Raw genomic sequence first — 19,950 nt, forward strand, 5'->3', positions numbered from 1 at the left:
CTCGCGCTTCACCCCCAACCCCTCTGTTTGCCCCATGACGTCCATTCTCCGTCGTTCCGGTCTTGCCGTGCTCGCGTTTGTCGCCGGCGCCGCGCTCTCCGCTCATCCGCACGAACCGTCCGCTCCGTTGGCGGATCAGCTCGGACTCCAGCTATGGAGCGTGCGCGGCAGTTTTCTCCAGGATCCGTTTGCGGCCATGGACATGGTGGCGGCCTACGGTATCAAGGAAGTGGAGACAGCCGGCACGGCGCGCATGACCGCCAAGCAGTTTCGCTGGGAGCTGGAGAAGCGCGGGCTGCGCGCGACCAGCGCCCATGTGCAATATGACGCCCTGAAAGCCGACTTCGCGGCGGTGCTCAACGAAGTGGTCGCGCTCGGCGCCGGCTACGCGATCGTGCCGTGGATTCCGCACGACGGCGAGTTCACCGCCGACTCGGCGCGCGTGGCGGCGGCCGACTTCAACAAATGGGCGGACGCCTTTGCCGCGGCCGGCATCAAGTTTGGTTACCACCCGCACGGTTATGAGTTCGGTGCCGGGAAGCTTGAGGGCGACACGCCTTTTGACGTGTTGGCCGCGGAGACCGCCGCGCATGGCGTGGTGTTCGAAATGGACGTCTTTTGGGTGGTGCACGGCGGGGCCGATCCGCTGGCGCTGCTGGCCAAGTATCCCGAACGCTGGATGGGACTGCACGTGAAGGACATCCGCAAAGGGGCCGAGACCGGCTTCGCCACCGGCGGGGCACCGGCGACGGACAAGGTCATCGTCGGCACGGGTCAGATCGATTGGCCGACGCTGCTCAAGGCGAGCCGAGCGGCCGGCATCCGGCATTTTTACATCGAGGACGAGTCGCCGGACCCGTTGGCCAATATTCCGCAGAGCCTGAAGTATCTCCGCAGCCTCGACCTATAGTTCCCCTTCGCCCCGTTGATCGATGCCCTTTCTCACCAACCGCAAGACGCAACCGGAGTATGACGTGATCGTGGTGGGCTCCGGGGCCGGCGGCGGCCAGACTGCCTACACCCTCGCGATGGAGGGCGTGAAGGTCCTCATGCTTGAAGCAGGTCGGCACTACGATGCCGTGACCGAAACCCCGATGTTTCAGACGCGCTCCCAAGCGCCGCTGCGCGCGAGCGGCACGCCGGACAAGCCCTTCGGCTTTCATGACGCCACGGTCGACGGCGGTTGGACCGTGCCGGGCGAACCTTACGTGCGCGCCACCCCGGGACGCGAAAACCAGTTCATGTGGTGGCGATCACGCATGCTGGGTGGACGGACCAACCACTGGGGGCGGCTGTCGTTTCGCAACGGTCCCTATGACTTCAAGCCCTACAGCCGTGATGGCCTCGGTTTCGACTGGCCGCTGAGCTACGAGGACCTCGAGCCCTACTACGAAAAGGTTGAGCAACTCATCGGCGTCTACGGCGACAACGACGGCCTGGAGAACACGCCCAACTCGCGTCCCGGCGTGCTGTTGCCGCCGCCGCCGCCGCGCGTCGGCGAACGTTACCTGCAGAAGCACGCCGCCACCCTCGGCGTGCCGGTGGTGGCCGCGCACCGCGCCGTGCTCACGCAGCGGCAGGATGCGGAGAACCTGCCGGCCAAACTGCACCCCAACAATCCGAAGGCGCAGCGCGTGCTGCGCGAAGCGATGTTGGCGCGGGCCGCGTGTTTCTGGGCCACCGACTGCGGCCGCGGTTGTTCGATCAAGGCCAACTACCAGTCCACCACGGTGCACCTGCCGCCGGCCCTCGCCACGGGTAACCTCGATGTGTTGTCCGATGCGATGGTGCGCGAAGTCGTGGTCGATGACGCGGGCAAGGCCAAGGGTGTCATCTACATCGACCGCAAGGATGGCCGCGAATACCGCGTCAATGCCCGCGCGGTGGTGCTGGCGGCGAGCGCGGCCGAGACCGTGCGCATCATGCTCAACTCCCGCTCGTCCCGCTTCCCCGAAGGCGTGGCCAACTCCACCGGCCTGGTCGGTAAGTATCTGATGGATACGGTCGGCGCCAGCGTGGGCGGACAGGTGCCGGCGTTGGAGAACATGCCGCCGCTCAATGAGGACGGCGCGGGTGGCACGCACGTTTATTCACCGTGGTGGCTCTACCAGCAGCAGCTGCGGGGCGATCTGGGGTTTGCCCGCGGTTACCACATCGAAATCTATTCCGGCAAAAGCATGCCGGGGCCCGGCATCGGCAACATCGAGCGTTACAACGGCGGCGGCAGCTGGGGGCGAAAATTCAAAGAAGAGGTGCGGCGCTACTACGGTTCCCATGTGCACATGGCGGGCCGCGGCGAGATGATCCCCAACGCCGGCTCCTACTGCGAAATCGACCCCAACGTGACCGACAAGTGGGGCACGCCGGTGCTCCGTTTTCACTGGGAGTGGTCGGACCACGAACTCAAACAGGTGGCGCACATGCGCAAAACCTTCGCGGCGATCGTGGAAGCCTGCGGTGGCCGGGTGACGACCGACCTGAGCAACTCCGATCCGCGCAGCTTCATCAAAGCCGGCGGCGAAATCATCCACGAGGTGGGCGGCGCCATCATGGGTGCGGACCGACGCAAATCCGTCTGCGACCAATGGGGCCGCACCTGGGATGTGCCCAACCTTTACCTGACCGACGGCGCGCCGTTTCCGTCCAACGCTGACAAAAATCCCACGCTCACCCTCATGGCGCTGGCGTGGCGTGCAGCCGACCACCTCGCGGGCGAACTCTCGCGCGGCAACCTCTGACCCCTGCTCCCGACATGGCTTCACCACTTTCCGAACGACTCGACCGTCGCAACGCGATCAAATGGATGGCCACCGTGGCGGCGGGCACGACCCTCTTGCCGCGCGCCTTGGGCCAAACCACCACCTCACCCTCCAACGACGGCGCGACGATCGCGGCGGCGTATGATGGACCCGGATACGGCACCGATCCCGAGTTGAACAAGTCCTATGCGCCGGGTGAGCTGTGGCCGCTGAGTTTCTCCGATCACCAACGCGTGACGGCCGCGCTGCTGTGCGGTTTGATCATTCCGGCGCATGCCGATGGGCCCAGCGCCGCGGATCTCAAGGTGCACGATTTTATCGATGAGTGGGTGAGTTCACCTTACCCGGGACAGCGTGGTGATCGCGCACTGATTCTCGGCGGCCTGGCCCAACTCGATGCCGACTGCACGGCGCGACATGGCGGGAATTTCGTGGAGCTCAGTGCCGAGCAACACGAAGCGGTGTGCGAGCGCCTGGCCAAGATCGACGCGTCGGCCCCGGCGGCGGAGCAGCAGCTTCAGCGTTTCTTCCGTCGCTTCCGGCAACTCACGGCCGACGGACATTACACGACGCCCGAAGGCATGCGGGCGGCCGGTTACCTCGGCAACGTGGCGCTGGCCGCCTACCCGCAACCGCCGGCCGAGCTGCTGCAACGGCTCGGTTTGGCCTGAGTTCAACTTCCCAACCCAACCCATCATGTTCCGCAAACTCGCCCATGTCTGCCTGATCACCAACGAGCTCGACCGTCAGGTCGCGTTCTACTGCGACAAGCTCGGTTTCACGCTGCAGTTCTATTTCCGCAACGACGCCGGGGAAAAGTTCGGCGCCTATGTGGCCTGCGGGGACACGACCTTCATCGAGCTGTTCGATCAGCACAAAGCGGCGGCGGTGTGGGGCGGTAACACGGACCCGCTGGAGCGGGGCAACCAATACAGTCATTTCTGTCTCGAGGTGACCGCGATCAACGAGGTGCGGCAGATGCTGCTTGATCGCGGCGCCGAGGTCGGCCCGGTGAAACGTGGCATCGATCACTCCGACCAGTGCTGGATCACCGATCCCGACGGCAACCGCATCGAGCTGATGGAATACAGCCACCGCAGCGGTCAGATCAATCGGCCGGAAGCGCGGTAGCGCAGGGTGGTTTTAACAGGAGGAAACTGAGGACAACGGAGCCACTCCGCTGAAAGTTTCTACAGAAGGTAACGAAGGAAACAAAGGACCTGTCGAAGGCTTTGTTCTCTTCGTTGCCTTCTGTAAAACACCTCGCCCTACCAGCTCTGTTCCTCTCCCTTCCCTCCTGTAAGAATGGAACCTGTCACTCTTCCCAGTGGAGGAGGTCGCCGGGTTGGCAGTCGAGCTCACGGCAGATGGCTTCAAGGGTGCTGAAGCGGACCGCCTTGGCCTTGCCGGTGGTGAAGATGTTCAGGTTGGCCGGCGTGATCCCGATGCGGTCGGACAATTCCTTCTGGGTGAGCCCGCGTGCCGCGAGGATGCGATCAAGATGTATTCGAATGGGCATGACGGTGGTCGCGATCAGACCGTGAGGTCGTTTTCCTCGCGCAGGGAGATGCCCTGCCGGAAAATTTCGGCGCCCGCCAGAATCACGATACCGAACCAGAGGGTCGGATCCGTGATGGCATCGAGCAGTAGGACTGCGGTTGGGGCGCCGTGAACAAAGCCCAAGGTATGGGACGCCAGCATTTGACCGATGACACTCGACGTTGCGAGCCACAGCCAAGCGCCGAGGTAGACCCAGGCGAGTTGCTGCAATCGGCGAAGATTCTGGCGATGGAAGGGATCTCTGCCGTTCGCCTCGGTGGCCGCTCGGCGGATGATCCAGGCGCCGAACAGGACCAGGGCACCGCCAATCACGAAGTCGAGATTGGCGAAAACGCGCAGCCCAAACGCCTCCGGCGGAACCTCAAGGCGGCCTACAGCGAGTCCGAGCTTAAGTGGAGCTGGCGCGTCCGTTGAAAACTCTCCCGTTGCAGACAGAGCGAAGTCTTCTTTGAGCCTTACCCTCAGTCCGGCATGATCCCCCGTGGTGCCTCCGCTGACGAGGAGAGCACCTAGTTGCAGCAGTCCAAAAAACAAGGCGCCAGCGGCTATGATTTGGAAGAGTCCGGCGGAGAAACGAATCAGACGGAGGTAACGGGGGAGGGGATCGGTGGTTGTCATGGTCGTTGGGGTCAGACGGTGAGATCCTGCTCCTGCTTCATCGCGACGCCGACGGCGAAGACCTCGGCGATGATGAAGAGGGCGAGCACGCTGATCAGCGAGGGACCGGTTAAGTTGAGCGTCACGCTGACATCGAGATTCGGAAATGCGCTGCTGACTTCAGAGGCGAGGATGACCTTGGAGAGGGATTGCCAGACGAGGGTGGCCAGGCTGAGGCCGGCGACCCAACGCAGCCGGCGGATGTTGGCGCTAATGAAGGGGTGGTCGGTGCGCAGGCTGCGGAGAAAGCGGCGCATATGCCAGCAGACGGCGGCGATGAAGGCCAGGGTGATGACGCCGCTGGCGGCAACCGTGAGCTGCAGCCCGCGTTGCGCGGCGGTCGGCACGAGCTCGGCGATGACGTTGTCGAGGTTCAGCTCCACTTCCTCCCCGGCGGCGTTGGTGACGGTCCGGGCCGGCAGCGAGGTTTCGATCTCGATGTTCTGCGCCAGACCTTTCGGCACCTTCGGCGCAAAGAGCATGACGGCGCTGAAGATCAGGCCGGCCACGATCGCGAGCGAACTGAGGCCGAGGACCAGGTTGATGATGAGTTCGAGGATTCGGGCCAGGCGGCCGAGCGAGGGCGTCGTTTTCATGATTATTGAAAAACGATAAGTCCCGCATTTGGTTTCGAATCAAGCGAAATTATTGAAAAACAATAATGGCGATGCGCGGCGATGGCGGCGCTTTACATTGGGCAGCATCGGCCCAAGGGAGTTTTGCGCTCGCGCGTTGGCCGGACATGGTGAGGCCTTTCTGTTCCCCATGCGTTTCCCCACCCGATCCCAAATTCTCGTGCGCGCCGCGGCGTTGCTCCTGTTCACCCTTGGCGTTCGTGCGGCTCCGGAAGGCCTCGCGCCGCCGCCAGCGCCGCAGGATGTGCCGGCCGCCGGGCCGGCGACGGAGGGGCCCTATCAGCCGACGGCGATTTTGCCGGGTGGGGTGGTGGTGCCGCTGTATCCGCCGGACTCAGCCTACCTCAATCAGGATCGTATCCACGAACCGGAGACATATGGCAGCTACAGCCCGCCCTTCCTCGGTTACCTGGTGAACATCCACAATCCGTCGATCGAGTTTCACGCCGCCAAGGGTGCGTTGAACACCGGCACTGTCGTCATCCTCGCGGCGGGTGGCGGGCATCAGACCTTGGGCGTGGCGGGCGAGGGCGCGGACGTGGTGCCGCATCTCACGAGCCGCGGCATCAGTGCGGTTATCCTGCGCAATCGGTTGCGCAGCGACGGCTACGATCCGAAGACTGACGGGGTGCACGACCTGCAGCAGGCGATCAAGCTGGTCCGGGCTTACGCGGCGGACTGGGGCATCAATCCTGACCGCATTGGCGTGCTTGGCTTCTCGGCGGGGGCGGAGCTGGTGGCGGGTGCCTCCCTCTTCTACGAGGGATTTGATGCGAAAAACGATGTGGCCGGGAATCCTTTGGCGAAGGTCTCGTCGCGGCCTGACTTTGCGGGTCTGGTGTATCCGGGACCGTCGCCGTTTTTTAATGGTGGCACTGTGGAGATTCCGCGGGATGCGCCGCCGTCGTTCATCACCGGTCCGGGCTGGGGCGATTGGATTCACGCCCTGTGGTCGACGGAGTATTTCACGGCCTTGTTAAATGACGGCGTGCCGAATGTAGAAATGCACATTTACGCGCGCGGGGTGCACCCGGGTGATCGGGGCAAGGAAGGCCAGGCGCCGGCGACCGCCGGCATCACCAGCCGCGACGGCGTGGGTTTTGGCACCTGGCACGAGCGCTTTTTCGATTGGCTCGCCGACCTCGGCTTCCTGGACAAGACCGGCGCGGAAACGCGCGCGGCCAAGGACGTCGCCGCGCAGCTCGCGCGCGAGTCACCTTACGAAGTGCTTCAACGCCGCATGGCGGAGCGCCGCGCGGGGAACTGAGGTGGGAAGAGGTAGGGGCGGACCGTTGGGCCGCCCGCAGCCGCAACGGCGGGCCCAGTGGTCCCGTCCTACCCCCTGACGGCCTTAGAGCGGCTTTAGGCCCGCTTCGATTTCGGCCCGGCGGTCCTCGAGGAAAGGCGGCAGGGCGAGGGTTTCGCCGAGGGCGTCCATCGGCTCGTCGGCGGCGAAACCGGGACCGTCGGTCGCGATCTCGAAGAGGATGCCGTTGGGTTCGCGGAAGTAGAGGCTGCGGAAGTAGAAACGGTTGATCGGTCCACTGTTCGGATATCCCGCGTCGATGAGCCGTTTGTGCCAGGCGGCGTATTGGTCAAAATTTGGGGTGCGGAACGCGACGTGGTGCACGCCGCCCGCGCCTTGGCGGGCGATGGGGGCATGGGGATCGACGGCGAGGTGCAGTTCGGCGCCGGGACCGCCGTCGCCCATGGTGAACACATGCACGGTGATGTGGTTGGTGTGCCCCTCGTCGTCGGCGGTGCCAGGGACCGCATAGGTGCGGTCGGCGCTCATGTTCATGAGGTCGGTGAGGATCTTGGCGGTGCGATCAAGGGAGGGCACGCAGAGCGTGATGGGACCGAGGCCGCGGATCTGGTGTTCGAGCGGCACAGGGCTCTTGGACCAAGGGTGCGCGGGGAAACCCTCGCTGTCGTTGACGAGGGCAAAACGTTGGCCTTCGGGATCTTCAAAATCGAGGGTGGCGCGGCCATCGCGCTCGTGAATTTCGCCGACTTTGAGGTCGTGATCGGACAAACGATTATGCCACCACGTGAGCGACTCGGCGGAACCCACACGCAGGCCGGTGCGGGCGATGGAATGCGCGCCCCGGCGTTCGGGGCCGACGGGCCAGTCGAAGAAGGTCAGGTCGGTGCCGGGCGAAGCTTCACCATCGGCATAAAAGAGATGGTAAGCCGAAACGTCGTCCTGGTTGACCGTCTTTTTCACGAGTCGCAGACCGAGCACGCCGGTGTAGAACGCGTGGTTCTCGGCGGCGCGGGCGGTGATGGCGGTGAGGTGGTGAATCCCCGTGAGTTGCATGGGACACCCTGCGCAAGTGTGGCGTTGCGTCCAGTGCGGGCCCGAGTTCGTGGTCCGGGAGAGCGCCGTTCAGCGCCCAGCTAGGATCACCTGGGCGTCGGCCTCGGCCATGAAGAGCAGGAGTTGCCAGTCCTTGGGGTCGCCGGAGAGTCTGGGGAGACGGAATTGCGCGAGCGTGTCGGGCGAATTGGTGGGCAGCGGTTGCACGAACCCAGCTTCGTGAGCCTTGGGATTGAAGGCGATTAACGTGAGGGCGGAGTAGCGTTGATGGGCGTCCGCGGGCGGCACGTTTGGTCCGATTGTGCTGCCGGTGAAGGTGCGGGCCTCCCAATCAATGGTTTCGATGTTTAGGGACCGAGCTCCGTTGGACCTGGGGGGACCGTATTTGCCCACCGCGAGAGGGACTCGCGCGAACACCGTGAAATGATTGATGCGCAGAATTTGAAATTGGAAATCAGCGTTGGTGGGCGCCTCGGGAAAGTTTTCCGAGCCGTCCCATCGGACCCATTGGAACTCGTATTCAAATTCCGTGCCCGAGGCGCCGATGAAGGTTGTTTCGCGACCCAGCATCAGCTGGGGGGCGAGGTTTCCGGCGGTGAGGAACGCGCCTCGGTGCATGGTGCGGTGGCTGAGGCCAGGGTGGTGGCGATTGAGGGCGTTGATTTGACGGACATACCAGATTTCGTTCGGCGCGATGCCCTCGACGCGCAGACGAACGCGCCAGTTGCGATGGGAACGCAGGGTGCCGGAATGGGCGGCGTAGCGCTGATCGTCCCGGCGGTAAAAGTCGCTGCCGATCCAGTCCGCGTCGTTTAGCGGCGTCGCTTCCGACAAGGTGAAGTTCACGTCCGGGCGATGCAGCCAAGGCAACGGGACTTGGCGATTAGGGAACACCAACCCGAGTCCGATGATGAGGATCACCACGCCGCCAGCGCCCGCCGCGTGCAGGGCGGTGTGCGGGCGCAGGTATTGGCGAAGCAGCAGGCCGCCGATACCCACAACGTAGATCCATTGGGCGGCGGTTTCTCCAGTGGAACTTAGACCGAGCGAGACGAGGGCCAGAGGCCGGTTGTTGAACAACGTGAGCGCGGCGAAGACGCTGGTGGCGACAATCAGCAGAGCCGCAACAAGCGCTCGTTGGGTGGGAACAAGGCTGCTGACGAAGAGAGCGGCGAGCAGGATGTAGCTGAACGCGAGTAACGGTGGGTTGTTGTGGTGGACCAATCCGGCGATCCAAAACGGCGCGATGAAGATGCAGCATAAGAGCAGCACCTTGGCCAACAGGACCAAGCCGGGCGCGAGCGGACGCGTGCGCCAGCCGTTGCGACTGTCGATGGGTGAGTGTCCGAGGCTGATTCGGGTGAACAACACGCCCCAGAGCACAAGAGAACTCATGAGGCCAAAGACTAGCGCGTAGTCGATGAGCGTGGTGAAGGCGGCGTTGGCTGGATCAAAAGGTCGCAGCGTGAGCGCTGCGGTGAGAGCGATCCACGCGGCCAGCACCCAGCGGATGTTGAGCAGGTCCTGACGAAGAACGGTGAGCACGGTGTTCATGCGGCGAGGCTGAGTTGAGGTTTGGTGGCGCCGGATTGTTGACGCAGCAGGGCGACAAAGATGTCGCGCAAGGGCATGGGGTAAGCGGTCGCGTTGGCGGGCAGAACGGTGGCGGCAAACTGCGGATCGACGTAGCGGGTGAAGCCGGCGGCGCGTTGCACTTGAATCGCGTGCGTCGGGGTCGGTGCCGACTCATCGGGCAATTCGATCTGGCGGAAGCGGGCGCGGAGGCTGTCGGCCGCTTCGTCGAGGCGGAGGCTTCCCTGGTCGAGCCAAAGGATGCGGTCGGCGAGGGTTTCGACCTCCGCGATTTCGTGCGAGGAGACGAGGACCGTGCAACCCTCCGCGGAGACCCGTTCCACGAGGCCTTCGATGACCTGATCGCGGGTGAGGGGATCGAGTCCGCTGAAGGGCTCGTCGAGGACCAGGAGCTCGGGGCGGTAGGCGAGCGCGCTGGCGAGGGCGGCCTTCATGGCCATGCCGCGGGAGAGTTGGCTGAGCTTGCGCTCCGGCGGCAGGTCGAAGTCGGCCAGCAGCCGCGCCTCGAGGGTTCGATCCCAGTTGGGGTAAAGCGGGCGCCACCAGGCCATGAGTCCGGCGACGGTCAGGCCATCGGGCTGTCGCGGATTTTCGGATACGTAGCCGATGCGCTGCAACACCGCGGGAGACAGGCGACGGCTGTCGGCACCAAGCACGGTGGCGCGGCCGGCCGAGGGGCGCAGCAGGTTGAGGAGGAGTTGCAGGGTGGTGGTCTTGCCGGCCCCGTTGGCTCCGATCAGCACGTTGACGGTGCCAGCGGGGATCGTGAGCGAGAGGTCGTCGACGGCGCGGTGGCGCCAGAAGCGCTTGGTGAGGCCGGTGGTTTCGATCGCATTCATTTGGTTTTCGGGGAAAGGGGGCCGTTGAGTTTCTCCCAGTGACGGGCGACGGCGGCTTCGATGTCGGTGAGGTCGAGGCCAAGACGGCGGGCCTCGACGATCAGCCGTTCCAGCTCGGGCCCGAGCAGAGCGGTCTTTTCGCTGCGCGAACCCGCGGGTGGGGTCGCGACCGTGGTGCCCACGGCGGGGGTGCTGATGAGGATGCCCTCGGCCTGCAGGGTGCCGATGATCTTGTGCGCGGTGTTGGGGTTGATGCGCAGGGCCTGGCTGAGCTGACGGACGGAAACGAACTTGTCGCCAGGTGTGAGCTGGCCCGTGAGCACCGCCTTTTTCACCGCGTGCACGACCTGTTCCGCAATGGGCAGACCGGGCTTCAACTGAATCGAAAACGGCAGCATCAACTGTTCTAGGAGTAGTAGGACAGATGGGACAGCAAGGAAATTCTGCCGAACTGGTCGTTGGAGGTGCGTTCAGGCAGCACTGTAGCCGGGGTCGCTGACCCCGGGAGCTGCGGCGGAGAGGCAATGACCGGGCTCACCGAGCCCGGCTACAGTTGGACCGATTGAACTAGGGGCTTCCGGCCACCGGGCGGGCCTTCAGGCGGAAGCTGATGGCGACGAAGACGAGGCCGAGCGCGCAGATGCCGAGGGCGGAGCGATAGAGGGTGAGCAGGCCGATCTCGGCGAGTTGGCCGGAGAGGATGTTCCCGGCGATGGAGAAGACGCCTTGGATCACCATGACGTAGACGCCTTGGATGGAGTTGCGATAACCTTCACCGGCGTGGGTGTTGAGATACATCACGGGCACGATCATGTAACCAATCACGGTGAGGCCGTGCACGAGTTGGAACACGATGCTGAAGAAGGGCGTGGGCAGGAAGGCGAGGCAGGCGAGGCGGAAGAGGCTGGCGGCGCCGCCGACGGCGAGGAGTCCGCCGAAACCGATGCGTTGGCGCAGGGGTTCGAGGCGCAGGATGTAGAGGATTTCAATGGCCACCCCGAGGCTGGAAATCAGTCCGACCCAGCGTTGGCCGAGACCGATCTCACTGGTGAGGTAGAGCGGGTAGAAGCCGTAGAAGGCCATGTTGGACATGACCACAAATCCGACCCCGATGAGGAAGGTGAGCAGCTTGGGCTGCAAGAGCACGCGGGCAGCGGCGAGGGTAGGGACACGCGGCGGCGGGGCAGCGGTTGCGGCGCGGTTGTAGCGCTGGGGCAGCTTGGTGGCGTTGAGGAGTCCGAGAATCGCAAACGCGCCGGCGACGTAGGGCATCCATTCGAGTCCGCCTTTGCAGAAGTCGCCGAGGTAGTAGCTGGTGTAGATGATGAGGCTCGGCGCAATGTAGCCGATCGTGCCCCAAACCCGCACGCTGGCGTAGGGAGCGCGGGGTTGGGTGGGGTCGGATTGCAGGGAAAAATAGATGCCGTCCGCGAGGGTGACCTGGGGTTGTGACACCATGCGGTTCACCGCCACCCAGCAAAGGCACGACCAGAAACCCGCCGCGCCAACGAGGGCGGTCATCGCGATGATGTTGATGGTGAACATCGCGAAGAGCAGCGGTCGCACCAGGCGGAAGCGGTCCGCGAGGTAGGTCAGCAACACCGGCACGAGCAGCACAGCGGCTTGGCCGGTGGCAAAGGTGAGTCCGATCTCCGAGGCGCAAAGCGACTTCACATCCCGCAGGTAGATCGGGATGTAGGGGGTGACGCAGCCGAACACCGCGTAGACGGCGAAGTAGTGGGCTTGCAGCCGGGAGACTGGGGTGGGCGGGACGATAGGCGGAATGGACGGGCTGAGGTGAAAAGGGAGTGAGTTGACGCTGCGGGAGCTGGCTGGAGCCGGCACCGAAATGCGGGCAGATGCATGTGAACGAGTTATACCGCGGGTGGAAATGGCGTGTCTTGCGGTCCGTTAAGCGGGCGTCATGGTGGCGCGTCATGGCAGTGTCCGAAGAGAAGTCACAGAATTGGCCGGGGTGGCGGTCCCGCCTGCATACGGTGATCTTCGAGGCCGATACGCCCGGCGGGCGGGTATTCGACATCGCGGTGTTGCTGGCGATCGCCCTCAGCGTGGGGGCGGTGTGTCTGGAAAGTGTGCGGGATGTGCGCGAGCGGTTTGGCGCGGAGCTGCGCTGGGCGGAGTGGGTGCTGACGATCGCCTTCACGCTCGAATACGGACTGCGTCTGATGGCGGTGAAACGACCGTGGCTCTACGCGCGGAGTTTTTATGGGGTGGTGGATCTGCTCGCGATCCTGCCGACCTACCTGAGCTTGTTTGTGGTGGGCACGCAGTCCTTGCTGGTCGTGCGGGCGCTGCGCTTGTTGCGAATCTTTCGGATTCTGAAGCTCACCCACTACGTGGGCGAAGCACGGATGCTGCGGGCGGCGCTGGCGGCAAGTTCGCGCAAGATCACGGTTTTTCTCGGAGTGGTGCTGACCTGTGTGCTCATCTCCGGGGCGTTGATGTATCTCATCGAAGGGGAGCAGCACGGGTTTACCAGCATCCCGCGTTCGATCTATTGGGCGATCGTGACGATGACGACGGTGGGTTACGGCGACATTGCGCCACAGACCGTGCTCGGCCAGTCGATGGCCTCGGTGCTCATGATCCTGGGCTACGGGGTGATTGCGGTGCCGACGGGTATCGTGACCGTTGCGATGAGCGATGCCTTCAAACGCTCTTCCAACACGCAATCCTGCCCGGCCTGCGGCGCAGGGAACCACGCGGACGACGCGAAATACTGCAAATACTGCGGCGATGCGCTCTATCCGGAGGAGAAAAAGAACCCCTCGTGATGAATCGAAATCGACTGGAAGCCCGCGGCGAAGGCCTGTGGGTGCTACATTTCCCTTTCCGCCTGCTCGGTGCGAACCTGGGTAAAACGACGACGGTGATGCGCTTGGCGAGCGGCGAGCTCGCGGTGCACTCCGGCGCGCCTTTCGCGGCGGATGATGTCGCGGCGATCCGATCCCTGGGCCCGGTGCGGTGGGTGTTGGAAGCGACGCGGATGCACGACACCTTCGCACCGGATTTACGGCGGGCGTTTCCGGAGGCCGAGATGCTGGTGCCGGCAGGGTTCCCGGTTACGAGTGAGACGATCGCGCCGAGTCGGGTGCTCGGTAAGCCGCCGGAGGCGTGGGCGGGCGAAATCGAGGTGCTGCCGCTGCGGGGTATCCCGGTGATGCGGGAATTTGCGGTGCTGCATCGAGCGTCACGCACCTTGGTGCTGGCAGACCTGATTTTTAACCTTCCTTTGGCGCCGGAGGAGCGCGTGCCGTTCTTTCTGCGCTGGGTTTCGGGCTTCAAACGTTTCCCCGGCACGAGTCGGCTGGTGCGCATGAGCGTGCGGGACCGGCCGGCCTTTGCTCGGTCGGTCGAAGCCTTGTTGGCCTGCGACATCGAACGGGTGGTGGTCGGCCATGGGGAAGTGATCGAGCAGGATGCCAAGCGGATATTGAGTGAGGCTTTAAGCTGGGCGCGGTGAGCGAAGCTGTGTGGGGCGTGGCAGCACTTAGATGCCAGTGGTTTGCCCTAGGGTGAACCCTGGGGTGTAAAATTCAGTCATTTCTGGCCTAAGTTTGAACGCGAACCGGTCCCCTCGCGTCCGAAGGAGGCAGATGCCAGTCTCGACCCTACCCCGCCAGCTGGCCGTTCTCTTTTCCGCGTTGAGCCTTTGTGGAGCTCTGGCGGCGAAGCAGCCCGGCCCAATCGTCGTCACCGATTCAGATCGCATCGACGTGGGGAAATATGCGGTGGCAGGAAAAACGCTGGTGATGGGCTTCTTCAGCAAATTCAGCCCGGGTTGCCCGTGTGAACCTTGTTCGAACTTGGACAATCCGTTGGCGTCACTGCAGGCGGCGCGTGACGATCTGGTGGTGGTGATGATCGATATCGACCGGGAGGGCTCGACCCAGATCGACTGGAATTCGCCAGTCGCGATGCAGTTCAGTATCCGGCGCCTCCCGCACTTTCTGGTGGTCGGGCCGGATGGTCACCTGCTCTACGAGGACGATCCCCAAGCCAAGAAGGCAACGGCGACCGACTGGGTGCACCATCAGATCGAGAGCCTGCCTGAGCACGGACCGGCTGGCGCGATCGCAGTCGCGGGGCACTAGGGGCTGTCTTCAATTTACGCCGGGTCAGCGTGAGCGACATATGTCGCTCGCCCTTCGGGCCGCGACGGAGCCGGCGTCGGCCTGCGTTGTCGCGCAGGCGAGGTGTCTTCAGGCACAGCGTCCTACCTCCGTCTTGGCTGCGGAAGGCTGCGTTCACGGTGCTGGACCCGCTTAATTTGAAGCCAGCCCCTGGGGCGGCACCGAGGTGGTGCCGTTCATCCAACCGGCACCTCCATTCATCCAAACTTCCTGCAACTTGAGCGGGATTTGAGGTGTGTTGCTGGCATGCCTTGGACCGAATCCCTTTTCAGCGTGCCGCTCCGTCGCTTGATCGCGACTTTCGGGGTGCTCGTCGCGGAAGGGTTTCGCCAGGCGACTGAATCCGTCGTGTTGAACGCTGTTCGTAGTATCAAGTTGTGTTGTGGAGGAGTCCCCCGGGGCTCCTCCACGATCCGTTACTACGGGGAGTATCTTGCGATGGATCCCGGAACTTCGGCGCTCGGCCTGAACCAGAGCCCATCGCATAACGACTTTCACAGCTGATCACTATGGCCCATTCGTCCCCCTCGTCCTCCGCCGGATCCAAGCGCCCGGCGAAAAAGAAAAAGAAGTCCTCCACCAAGTGGTGGATCATTGGTGGCGTCCTACTGATTGTCCTCATGGGCGTGGGAGCCGCGTTCAAATCCCGCCAAGGCGATAAGGGCACCAAGGTGTTCGCCGACGAAGTGGCGTTGCGCGACATCACGCAGTTTGTGACCGCGACCGGTCGCATCGAACCGGAGATCGAGGTGAAGATTGCCCCTGAGGTTTCGGGTGAGATTGTCGAGCTGCCCTACGCCGAAGGCGCACAGGTCGTGAAGGGTGAGCTGCTCCTGCGCATCAAGGACGACAACTACCGCTACCAGGTCGACCAACGCGAAGCCGATCTCGCCGCTTCCCGCGCCGCCGCCGTCCAGAGCAAGGCGCAGCGCCTCAAGTCGGAAGAGGACTTCAAGCGCAGCCAGGACCTTTACGCCAAGAAGCTCATTTCCGATGCCGACTTCACCGCGGCCAAGACCTCTCACGAAGTCGCTCAGGCCAATTTCGAAAGCGCCCAGGCGCAGGTGCGCCGTGCCGAGGGTCTGCTCAAGCAGTCCCAGGACCAGCTGGAGAAGACCGTGATCTACGCGCCGATGGACGGCACCATCAGCAAGCTCCCGGTCGAACTCGGCGAACGCGTCACCGGCACTGGCGGCTACAATGCCTCCGAGGTCATGCGCGTGGCTGACCTGGCCAACATGGAAGTGGTGGTGCAGGTGAACGAGAACGACGTCGTCAACGTGAAGGTCGGCAACCGTGCCCGCATCGACATCGATGCCTACCCGGACCGCGAGTTTTTGGGCGAGGTGACCGAGATCGCTTCCTCCGCCATCACCACCGGCGCCGGCTCTCAGGCCGAAGTGACCAACTTTGAAGTGAAGATCCGCGTTGAGGCCGATGGCGAACAACTCAAGCCCGGCATGAGCGCGCTCGCCGACATTGAGACAGCCACGGTCAAGGACGTGATTGCCGTGCCGATCCAATCGGTCACGGTCCGCAGCCGCGAGGGCGATAAGACCGTCGAGCAGCTCGAAAAGGACCGCGACAAGGCCAAACGTGAGATGGCCGGCGAGGGCGCCGCGACCGCCGAAAACGTCGAGGAGCAACGCCAGCAAGAACGTGAAAACCGGGAGTCCCTGCGCCGCGTCGTCTTCGTCATCGAGGACGGCAAGGCCAAGTTGGTCGACGTGGAGACCGGTATCGCCGATACCTCCTACATGGAGATCAAGTCCGGCCTCAGCGCCGGTCAGACGGTCGTCTCCGGCAGCTACGCCACCATCACCCGCACGCTCAAGGATGGCATGGCGGTATCCATTCAGAAACGACGCGACGGCAAGTCCGGGAACGACTCCGACAACCAGGACGACTGAACCGCGCCCTGATCGTCATGAGCGAAACCGCTTCCTCCCCTTCCGCCGGCGCCGCCGCCGAGCGCACCTTGCGACCGCATGGCGAACTCGTCATCGACATCGATGGCGTCACCAAGCTCTACCGCATGGGCACCGAGGTGGTGCACGCGCTGCGTGGCGTCGCCCTGCAAATCCACCGCAACGAATACCTCGCGGTCATGGGCCCCTCGGGTTCCGGCAAGTCGACGCTGATGAACATGCTCGGCTGTCTCGATACGCCGACGGCCGGGCACTACGCCTTCGCCGGCGAGGATGTCGCGATGATGAGCGACGACGAGCTGGCCGACATCCGCAATCGGGAGATCGGATTCGTCTTCCAAAGCTTCAACCTGCTCCCGCGTTCCGATGCGCTGCACAATGTCGAACTCCCGCTCATCTACGCCGGCGTCGGCGCCGCCGAGCGTCGCGAGCGCGCGCTGGAGGCGCTGACCAATGTCGGTCTGGGTGACCGCGTGCATCACAAACCCAATGAACTCTCCGGTGGCCAGCGTCAGCGCGTGGCCATCGCCCGCGCGCTGGTGAACCGCCCCTCGATCATCCTGGCCGACGAACCGACCGGCGCGCTCGATACCAAGACCGGCGTCGAGATCATGGAACTTTTCGAGCACCTCTACGCCAACGGCAACACCATCATCATGGTGACCCACGAAGAGGATGTCGCCCGGCACGCCCGCCGCATCGTCCGCCTGCGCGACGGCCTCATAGAAGCCGACGAGACCAATGCCTGATCTTGTGCCAAGCATTCAAGCGGTAGGGCTCGACTTCGTGTCGAGTCGGAACGCCGCCGTGGCTCGACAGAAGGTCGAACCCTACAAGGAGTAATCGAACGCCATGCGTCGTTTCTTTTTCGAGTTTTCCGAGTCGGTGAAGATCGCGTTTGCGCAGATCCGCGCGAACAAGATGCGGTCGGGTTTGACCGCGCTGGGCGTGGTCATCGGCATCGTGGCGGTGACGCTCATGGTCACGGCGATCCTCGGGATCAACAAGGGGGTCGATGAGAGCTTTTCCGGTTTTGGTGACGATGTCTTTTACGTCACGAAGTGGCCTTGGACGGGCACCAACGAATGGTGGGTGTATCGAAACCGTCGTGACATTCGCACGACTTACGCCACGCGCATCAATGAGTGGATCAAGGAGAACCCGCAGTCGGCCCTCATCCGGTCGGTGCCGGCGGACACCACCGCGGTCAACGTGGTGCGGGGCGAATTGCGGGTGAACAATATCTACCTGCTCGGGACCTCGCACGAGATGTCTCAGATCAGCAAGTCGGACATGGTGGAGGGGCGCTTCTTCAACGAGTTTGAGGACCAGCAGGGTTCGAAGGTCTGCATCATCGGTTTTGACGTGGCCGACGCCTTGTTTCCCAACGAGTCGCCCGTCGGCAAAACGGTCATCGTGCGTGGGTCGCCGTTTCGCGTGATCGGTGTGCCGGAGCGGCAGGGCAGTTTTCTCGGCGCCTTCAGTTGGGATTCGATGATCATGATTCCGATCAAGGCCTACCGCTACAACATCAACGGTCGCGACGAGGGCGAGGTCCGGGTGCAATACGACACGACGCGGTCCGAGGAAGCGCGCGATGAGTTGCGCGGTCTCATGCGCCGGGTGCGGCAACTCGATCCGGAGGATCGCGACGACTTTGAGATCAACGAATCGGGCGTCATTCGCGAGCAGCTTGATCCGATCAAGAATGGTATCGCCACGGCGGGACTGGTGATCACCGGACTGGCGCTCTTTGTCGGCGCGATCGGCATCATGAACATCACCTATGTGAGTGTGAAGGAGCGCACACGCGAGATCGGCACCCGCAAGGCGCTGGGCGCGCGGCGACGCTCCATCCTGACCCAATTCCTGATCGAGGCGGTCTGCATATGCATGTTGGGCGGCGTGGTCGGTTTGCTGCTCACCGGCGGGGTGGCCGCGCTCATCGGCGTGATGGCGCCGAGTTTTCCGGTCGTTTTTTCCCCTCTGGTCGTGGTGGTTGCGGTCGGGCTTTCGACCTTCGTGGGCGTGATGAGCGGCTTCGCGCCGGCTTACAGCGCCAGCTCTTTGGATCCGGTTGAAGCCTTGCGATTCGAATAATGATTATCTGGGAAACACTGGTTCTGGCCTACGCCTCGTTGAAGTCGAACAAGCTGCGTTCGGGGCTTACGATGCTGGGCATCGCCATCGGTATTTTCACGGTCATCGGCGTGATGACGGCGGTGAGTGGCGTGAAGTCCAAGATTCAGGACGGCCTCAATGTGCTCGGTGCCAACTCGATTCAGGTGTCGAAGTTCCCGCTGGTGAACTTCAGCGACCCGCGCGAGCGCTTCGGTAATCGGCCGGACATCCGGTTGAGGCAGGCGATGCGTTTCAAAGACCTCATGGGAACGGATGCGCAGGTGAGTCTGATCACCAACCGCGGGGGGCGACGAGTTTATCACGAGCAGGAGCACACCAACCCGAACGTGGGGTTCATCGGCACCGATGAAAACTACCTGACCAGCTACTCCTATGAAGTGGCGGCGGGACGGCCCATTTCGACTGATGACGTGAACTTCGCGCGATCGGTTTGCCTGATCGGCGAGGACATTCGCAAAAAGTTGTTTCCCAACAAGGAGGCGCTCGGACAAGTGGTCCGTATCGACGGCAATTCGCTCACCGTGGTCGGGGTGCTGGAAGAAAAGGGATCCTCGTTCGGCCAGAGTCAGGACAACATCGTGGTCACGCCGATCACGCGCTGGTTCAACGCCTATGGTCGGGCCGGCCGCTCGATCAGCATCAATGTGCAGGCCAAAACCGCGGAGGAATTGGATGCGGTGCACGAGCAGGCGATCGGCACGATGCGTCTGGTGCGCGGACTCCTGCCGGAGGACGGCAACAACTTCGACACGACCACCAACGACTCCCTGATCAAGACCTTCGATCAGGCGCTCAACACGGTGGCGATCGGCGCCTTTGTGATCAGCGCGATCGCCTTGCTGGCGGCCGGCGTCGGGGTGATGAACATCATGCTGGTGAGCGTGACGGAGCGGACGCGGGAGATTGGGATTCGCAAGAGCCTGGGCGCGCGCAAAAAGACGATCCTTTCGCAGTTCCTGATCGAGGCCGTGGCGCTGTCGCTGTTGGGCGGTGTGGCCGGCATCCTCCTCGGCATCGTGGGGGGCAACCTGGCGGGCCAGTTGCTGAGCGCGGCGGTCGTGTTTCCGATCGGCTGGGCCACGGCGGGACTCGTGGTTTGCAGTGGTATCGGTATCACGTTTGGCATCTACCCGGCCTGGAAAGCCGCGTCGCTCGATCCGATCGAAGCGCTGCGCTTCGAATGATGGGATTTTCGATTTTGGATTTTTGATTGGCCCGTTCAGGCGGCGGAGGGGCAACGCAGCGCAAGCAAGCTTGCAGCCTACTGTGCGGGTTAGCACCTACCGTGTAGGCCGCGACCTTTGTCGCGCTGGCGGCGGAGTGGTGGCGGTTTCACCAATCCAAAATCAAAAATCTAAAATCC

The 19,950-nt window shown here is 63.3% G+C and carries 20 protein-coding genes; 12 read left to right on the plus strand and 8 right to left on the minus strand.

Translation table 11 applies throughout. The annotated features are described in order from the left end of the window. Positions 1 to 34: 34 nt before the first annotated feature. Genes AC0MRV_RS03290 through AC0MRV_RS03305 form a run of 4 tightly spaced genes read left to right on the plus strand, consistent with a single transcriptional unit; the run spans position 35 to position 3,890 of the window. Positions 35 to 910 carry a sugar phosphate isomerase/epimerase family protein gene (locus tag AC0MRV_RS03290; RefSeq protein WP_472763002.1) on the plus strand — a complete coding sequence of 292 codons (876 nt, stop codon included), beginning with the start codon at positions 35 to 37 and terminating at the stop codon, positions 908 to 910. 22 nt (positions 911 to 932) lie between these two features. Further along, positions 933 to 2,738: a GMC family oxidoreductase gene (locus tag AC0MRV_RS03295; RefSeq protein WP_472763003.1), complete on the plus strand. Its 1,806-nt coding sequence runs from the start codon at positions 933 to 935 to the stop codon at positions 2,736 to 2,738. A gap of 14 nt (positions 2,739 to 2,752) precedes the next feature. Further along, on the plus strand, positions 2,753 to 3,430 hold the full coding sequence (locus AC0MRV_RS03300; RefSeq protein ID WP_472763004.1) for a gluconate 2-dehydrogenase subunit 3 family protein: 678 nt from the start codon (positions 2,753 to 2,755) through the stop codon (positions 3,428 to 3,430). 25 nt (positions 3,431 to 3,455) lie between these two features. Then, positions 3,456 to 3,890, plus strand: coding sequence for a VOC family protein (locus AC0MRV_RS03305; RefSeq protein WP_472763005.1), 435 nt, complete (start codon positions 3,456 to 3,458; stop codon positions 3,888 to 3,890). Between the two features lie 184 nt (positions 3,891 to 4,074). Here AC0MRV_RS03305 and AC0MRV_RS03310 read toward each other — a convergent pair whose 3' ends face one another. Genes AC0MRV_RS03310 through AC0MRV_RS03320 form a run of 3 tightly spaced genes read right to left on the minus strand, consistent with a single transcriptional unit; the run spans position 4,075 to position 5,572 of the window. Then, on the minus strand, positions 4,075 to 4,278 hold the full coding sequence (locus AC0MRV_RS03310; RefSeq protein ID WP_472763006.1) for a helix-turn-helix domain-containing protein: 204 nt from the start codon (positions 4,276 to 4,278) through the stop codon (positions 4,075 to 4,077). Between the two features lie 14 nt (positions 4,279 to 4,292). Next, positions 4,293 to 4,937, minus strand: coding sequence for a DUF2975 domain-containing protein (locus AC0MRV_RS03315; protein ID WP_472763007.1), 645 nt, complete (start codon positions 4,935 to 4,937; stop codon positions 4,293 to 4,295). A gap of 11 nt (positions 4,938 to 4,948) precedes the next feature. Then, positions 4,949 to 5,572: a DUF2975 domain-containing protein gene (locus tag AC0MRV_RS03320; protein ID WP_472763008.1), complete on the minus strand. Its 624-nt coding sequence runs from the start codon at positions 5,570 to 5,572 to the stop codon at positions 4,949 to 4,951. Positions 5,573 to 5,741: 169 nt separating this feature from the next. Here AC0MRV_RS03320 and AC0MRV_RS03325 point away from each other — a divergent pair, with 169 nt between their 5' ends. Further along, on the plus strand, positions 5,742 to 6,878 hold the full coding sequence (locus AC0MRV_RS03325; protein WP_472763009.1) for an alpha/beta hydrolase: 1,137 nt from the start codon (positions 5,742 to 5,744) through the stop codon (positions 6,876 to 6,878). An 84-nt stretch (positions 6,879 to 6,962) separates the two neighbouring features. Here the strand turns inward: AC0MRV_RS03325 and AC0MRV_RS03330 are convergent, their stop codons facing one another. The 5 genes from AC0MRV_RS03330 to AC0MRV_RS03350 form a co-directional block, all read right to left on the minus strand. Then, a complete protein-coding gene (locus tag AC0MRV_RS03330) occupies positions 6,963 to 7,931 on the minus strand; it encodes a ring-cleaving dioxygenase (protein WP_472763010.1) in 969 nt (322 codons plus the stop codon). Between the two features lie 69 nt (positions 7,932 to 8,000). Continuing rightward, a complete protein-coding gene (locus tag AC0MRV_RS03335) occupies positions 8,001 to 9,485 on the minus strand; it encodes a hypothetical protein (protein ID WP_472763011.1) in 1,485 nt (494 codons plus the stop codon). Beyond that, positions 9,482 to 10,363 carry an ABC transporter ATP-binding protein gene (locus AC0MRV_RS03340; RefSeq protein ID WP_472763012.1) on the minus strand — a complete coding sequence of 294 codons (882 nt, stop codon included), beginning with the start codon at positions 10,361 to 10,363 and terminating at the stop codon, positions 9,482 to 9,484. The genes AC0MRV_RS03335 and AC0MRV_RS03340 overlap by 4 nt, the downstream gene beginning before the upstream one ends. After that, on the minus strand, positions 10,360 to 10,761 hold the full coding sequence (locus tag AC0MRV_RS03345; RefSeq protein ID WP_472763013.1) for a GntR family transcriptional regulator: 402 nt from the start codon (positions 10,759 to 10,761) through the stop codon (positions 10,360 to 10,362). Before AC0MRV_RS03345 ends, AC0MRV_RS03340 begins: the two co-directional genes overlap by 4 nt. A 169-nt stretch (positions 10,762 to 10,930) precedes the next feature. Continuing rightward, a complete protein-coding gene (locus AC0MRV_RS03350; RefSeq protein ID WP_472763014.1) occupies positions 10,931 to 12,208 on the minus strand; it encodes an MFS transporter in 1,278 nt (425 codons plus the stop codon). A gap of 92 nt (positions 12,209 to 12,300) precedes the next feature. On the opposite strand from AC0MRV_RS03350, the gene AC0MRV_RS03355 reads away from it, so the two are divergent. The 7 genes from AC0MRV_RS03355 (at position 12,301) to AC0MRV_RS03385 (ending at position 19,771) form a co-directional block, all read left to right on the plus strand. Continuing rightward, the gene (locus AC0MRV_RS03355) at positions 12,301 to 13,158 is read left to right on the plus strand and encodes an ion transporter (RefSeq protein ID WP_472763015.1); all 858 of its coding nucleotides are present in this window, start codon (positions 12,301 to 12,303) and stop codon (positions 13,156 to 13,158) included. Next, positions 13,158 to 13,847 (plus strand): DUF4336 domain-containing protein, encoded by a 690-nt coding sequence (locus tag AC0MRV_RS03360; RefSeq protein WP_472763016.1) that lies wholly within the window; start codon positions 13,158 to 13,160, stop codon positions 13,845 to 13,847. Before AC0MRV_RS03355 ends, AC0MRV_RS03360 begins: the two co-directional genes overlap by 1 nt. Before the next feature lie 133 nt (positions 13,848 to 13,980). Further along, entirely contained in the window at positions 13,981 to 14,478 is a 498-nt protein-coding gene (locus AC0MRV_RS03365; protein ID WP_472763017.1) for a TlpA family protein disulfide reductase, read from the plus strand. 548 nt (positions 14,479 to 15,026) lie between these two features. After that, positions 15,027 to 16,427, plus strand: coding sequence for an efflux RND transporter periplasmic adaptor subunit (locus tag AC0MRV_RS03370; protein ID WP_472763018.1), 1,401 nt, complete (start codon positions 15,027 to 15,029; stop codon positions 16,425 to 16,427). Between the two features lie 17 nt (positions 16,428 to 16,444). Beyond that, a complete protein-coding gene (locus tag AC0MRV_RS03375; protein WP_472763019.1) occupies positions 16,445 to 17,194 on the plus strand; it encodes an ABC transporter ATP-binding protein in 750 nt (249 codons plus the stop codon). A 103-nt stretch (positions 17,195 to 17,297) separates the two neighbouring features. Continuing rightward, on the plus strand, positions 17,298 to 18,545 hold the full coding sequence (locus AC0MRV_RS03380) for an ABC transporter permease (RefSeq protein WP_472763020.1): 1,248 nt from the start codon (positions 17,298 to 17,300) through the stop codon (positions 18,543 to 18,545). Then, positions 18,545 to 19,771, plus strand: a complete 1,227-nt coding sequence (locus AC0MRV_RS03385) for an ABC transporter permease (protein WP_472763021.1) — start codon at positions 18,545 to 18,547, stop codon at positions 19,769 to 19,771. Before AC0MRV_RS03380 ends, AC0MRV_RS03385 begins: the two co-directional genes overlap by 1 nt. Positions 19,772 to 19,950: the final 179 nt, after the last annotated feature.

This window comes from Actomonas spartinae, from assembly GCF_051209155.1.
In the GTDB taxonomy this organism is placed as follows: domain Bacteria; phylum Verrucomicrobiota; class Verrucomicrobiia; order Opitutales; family Opitutaceae; genus Actomonas.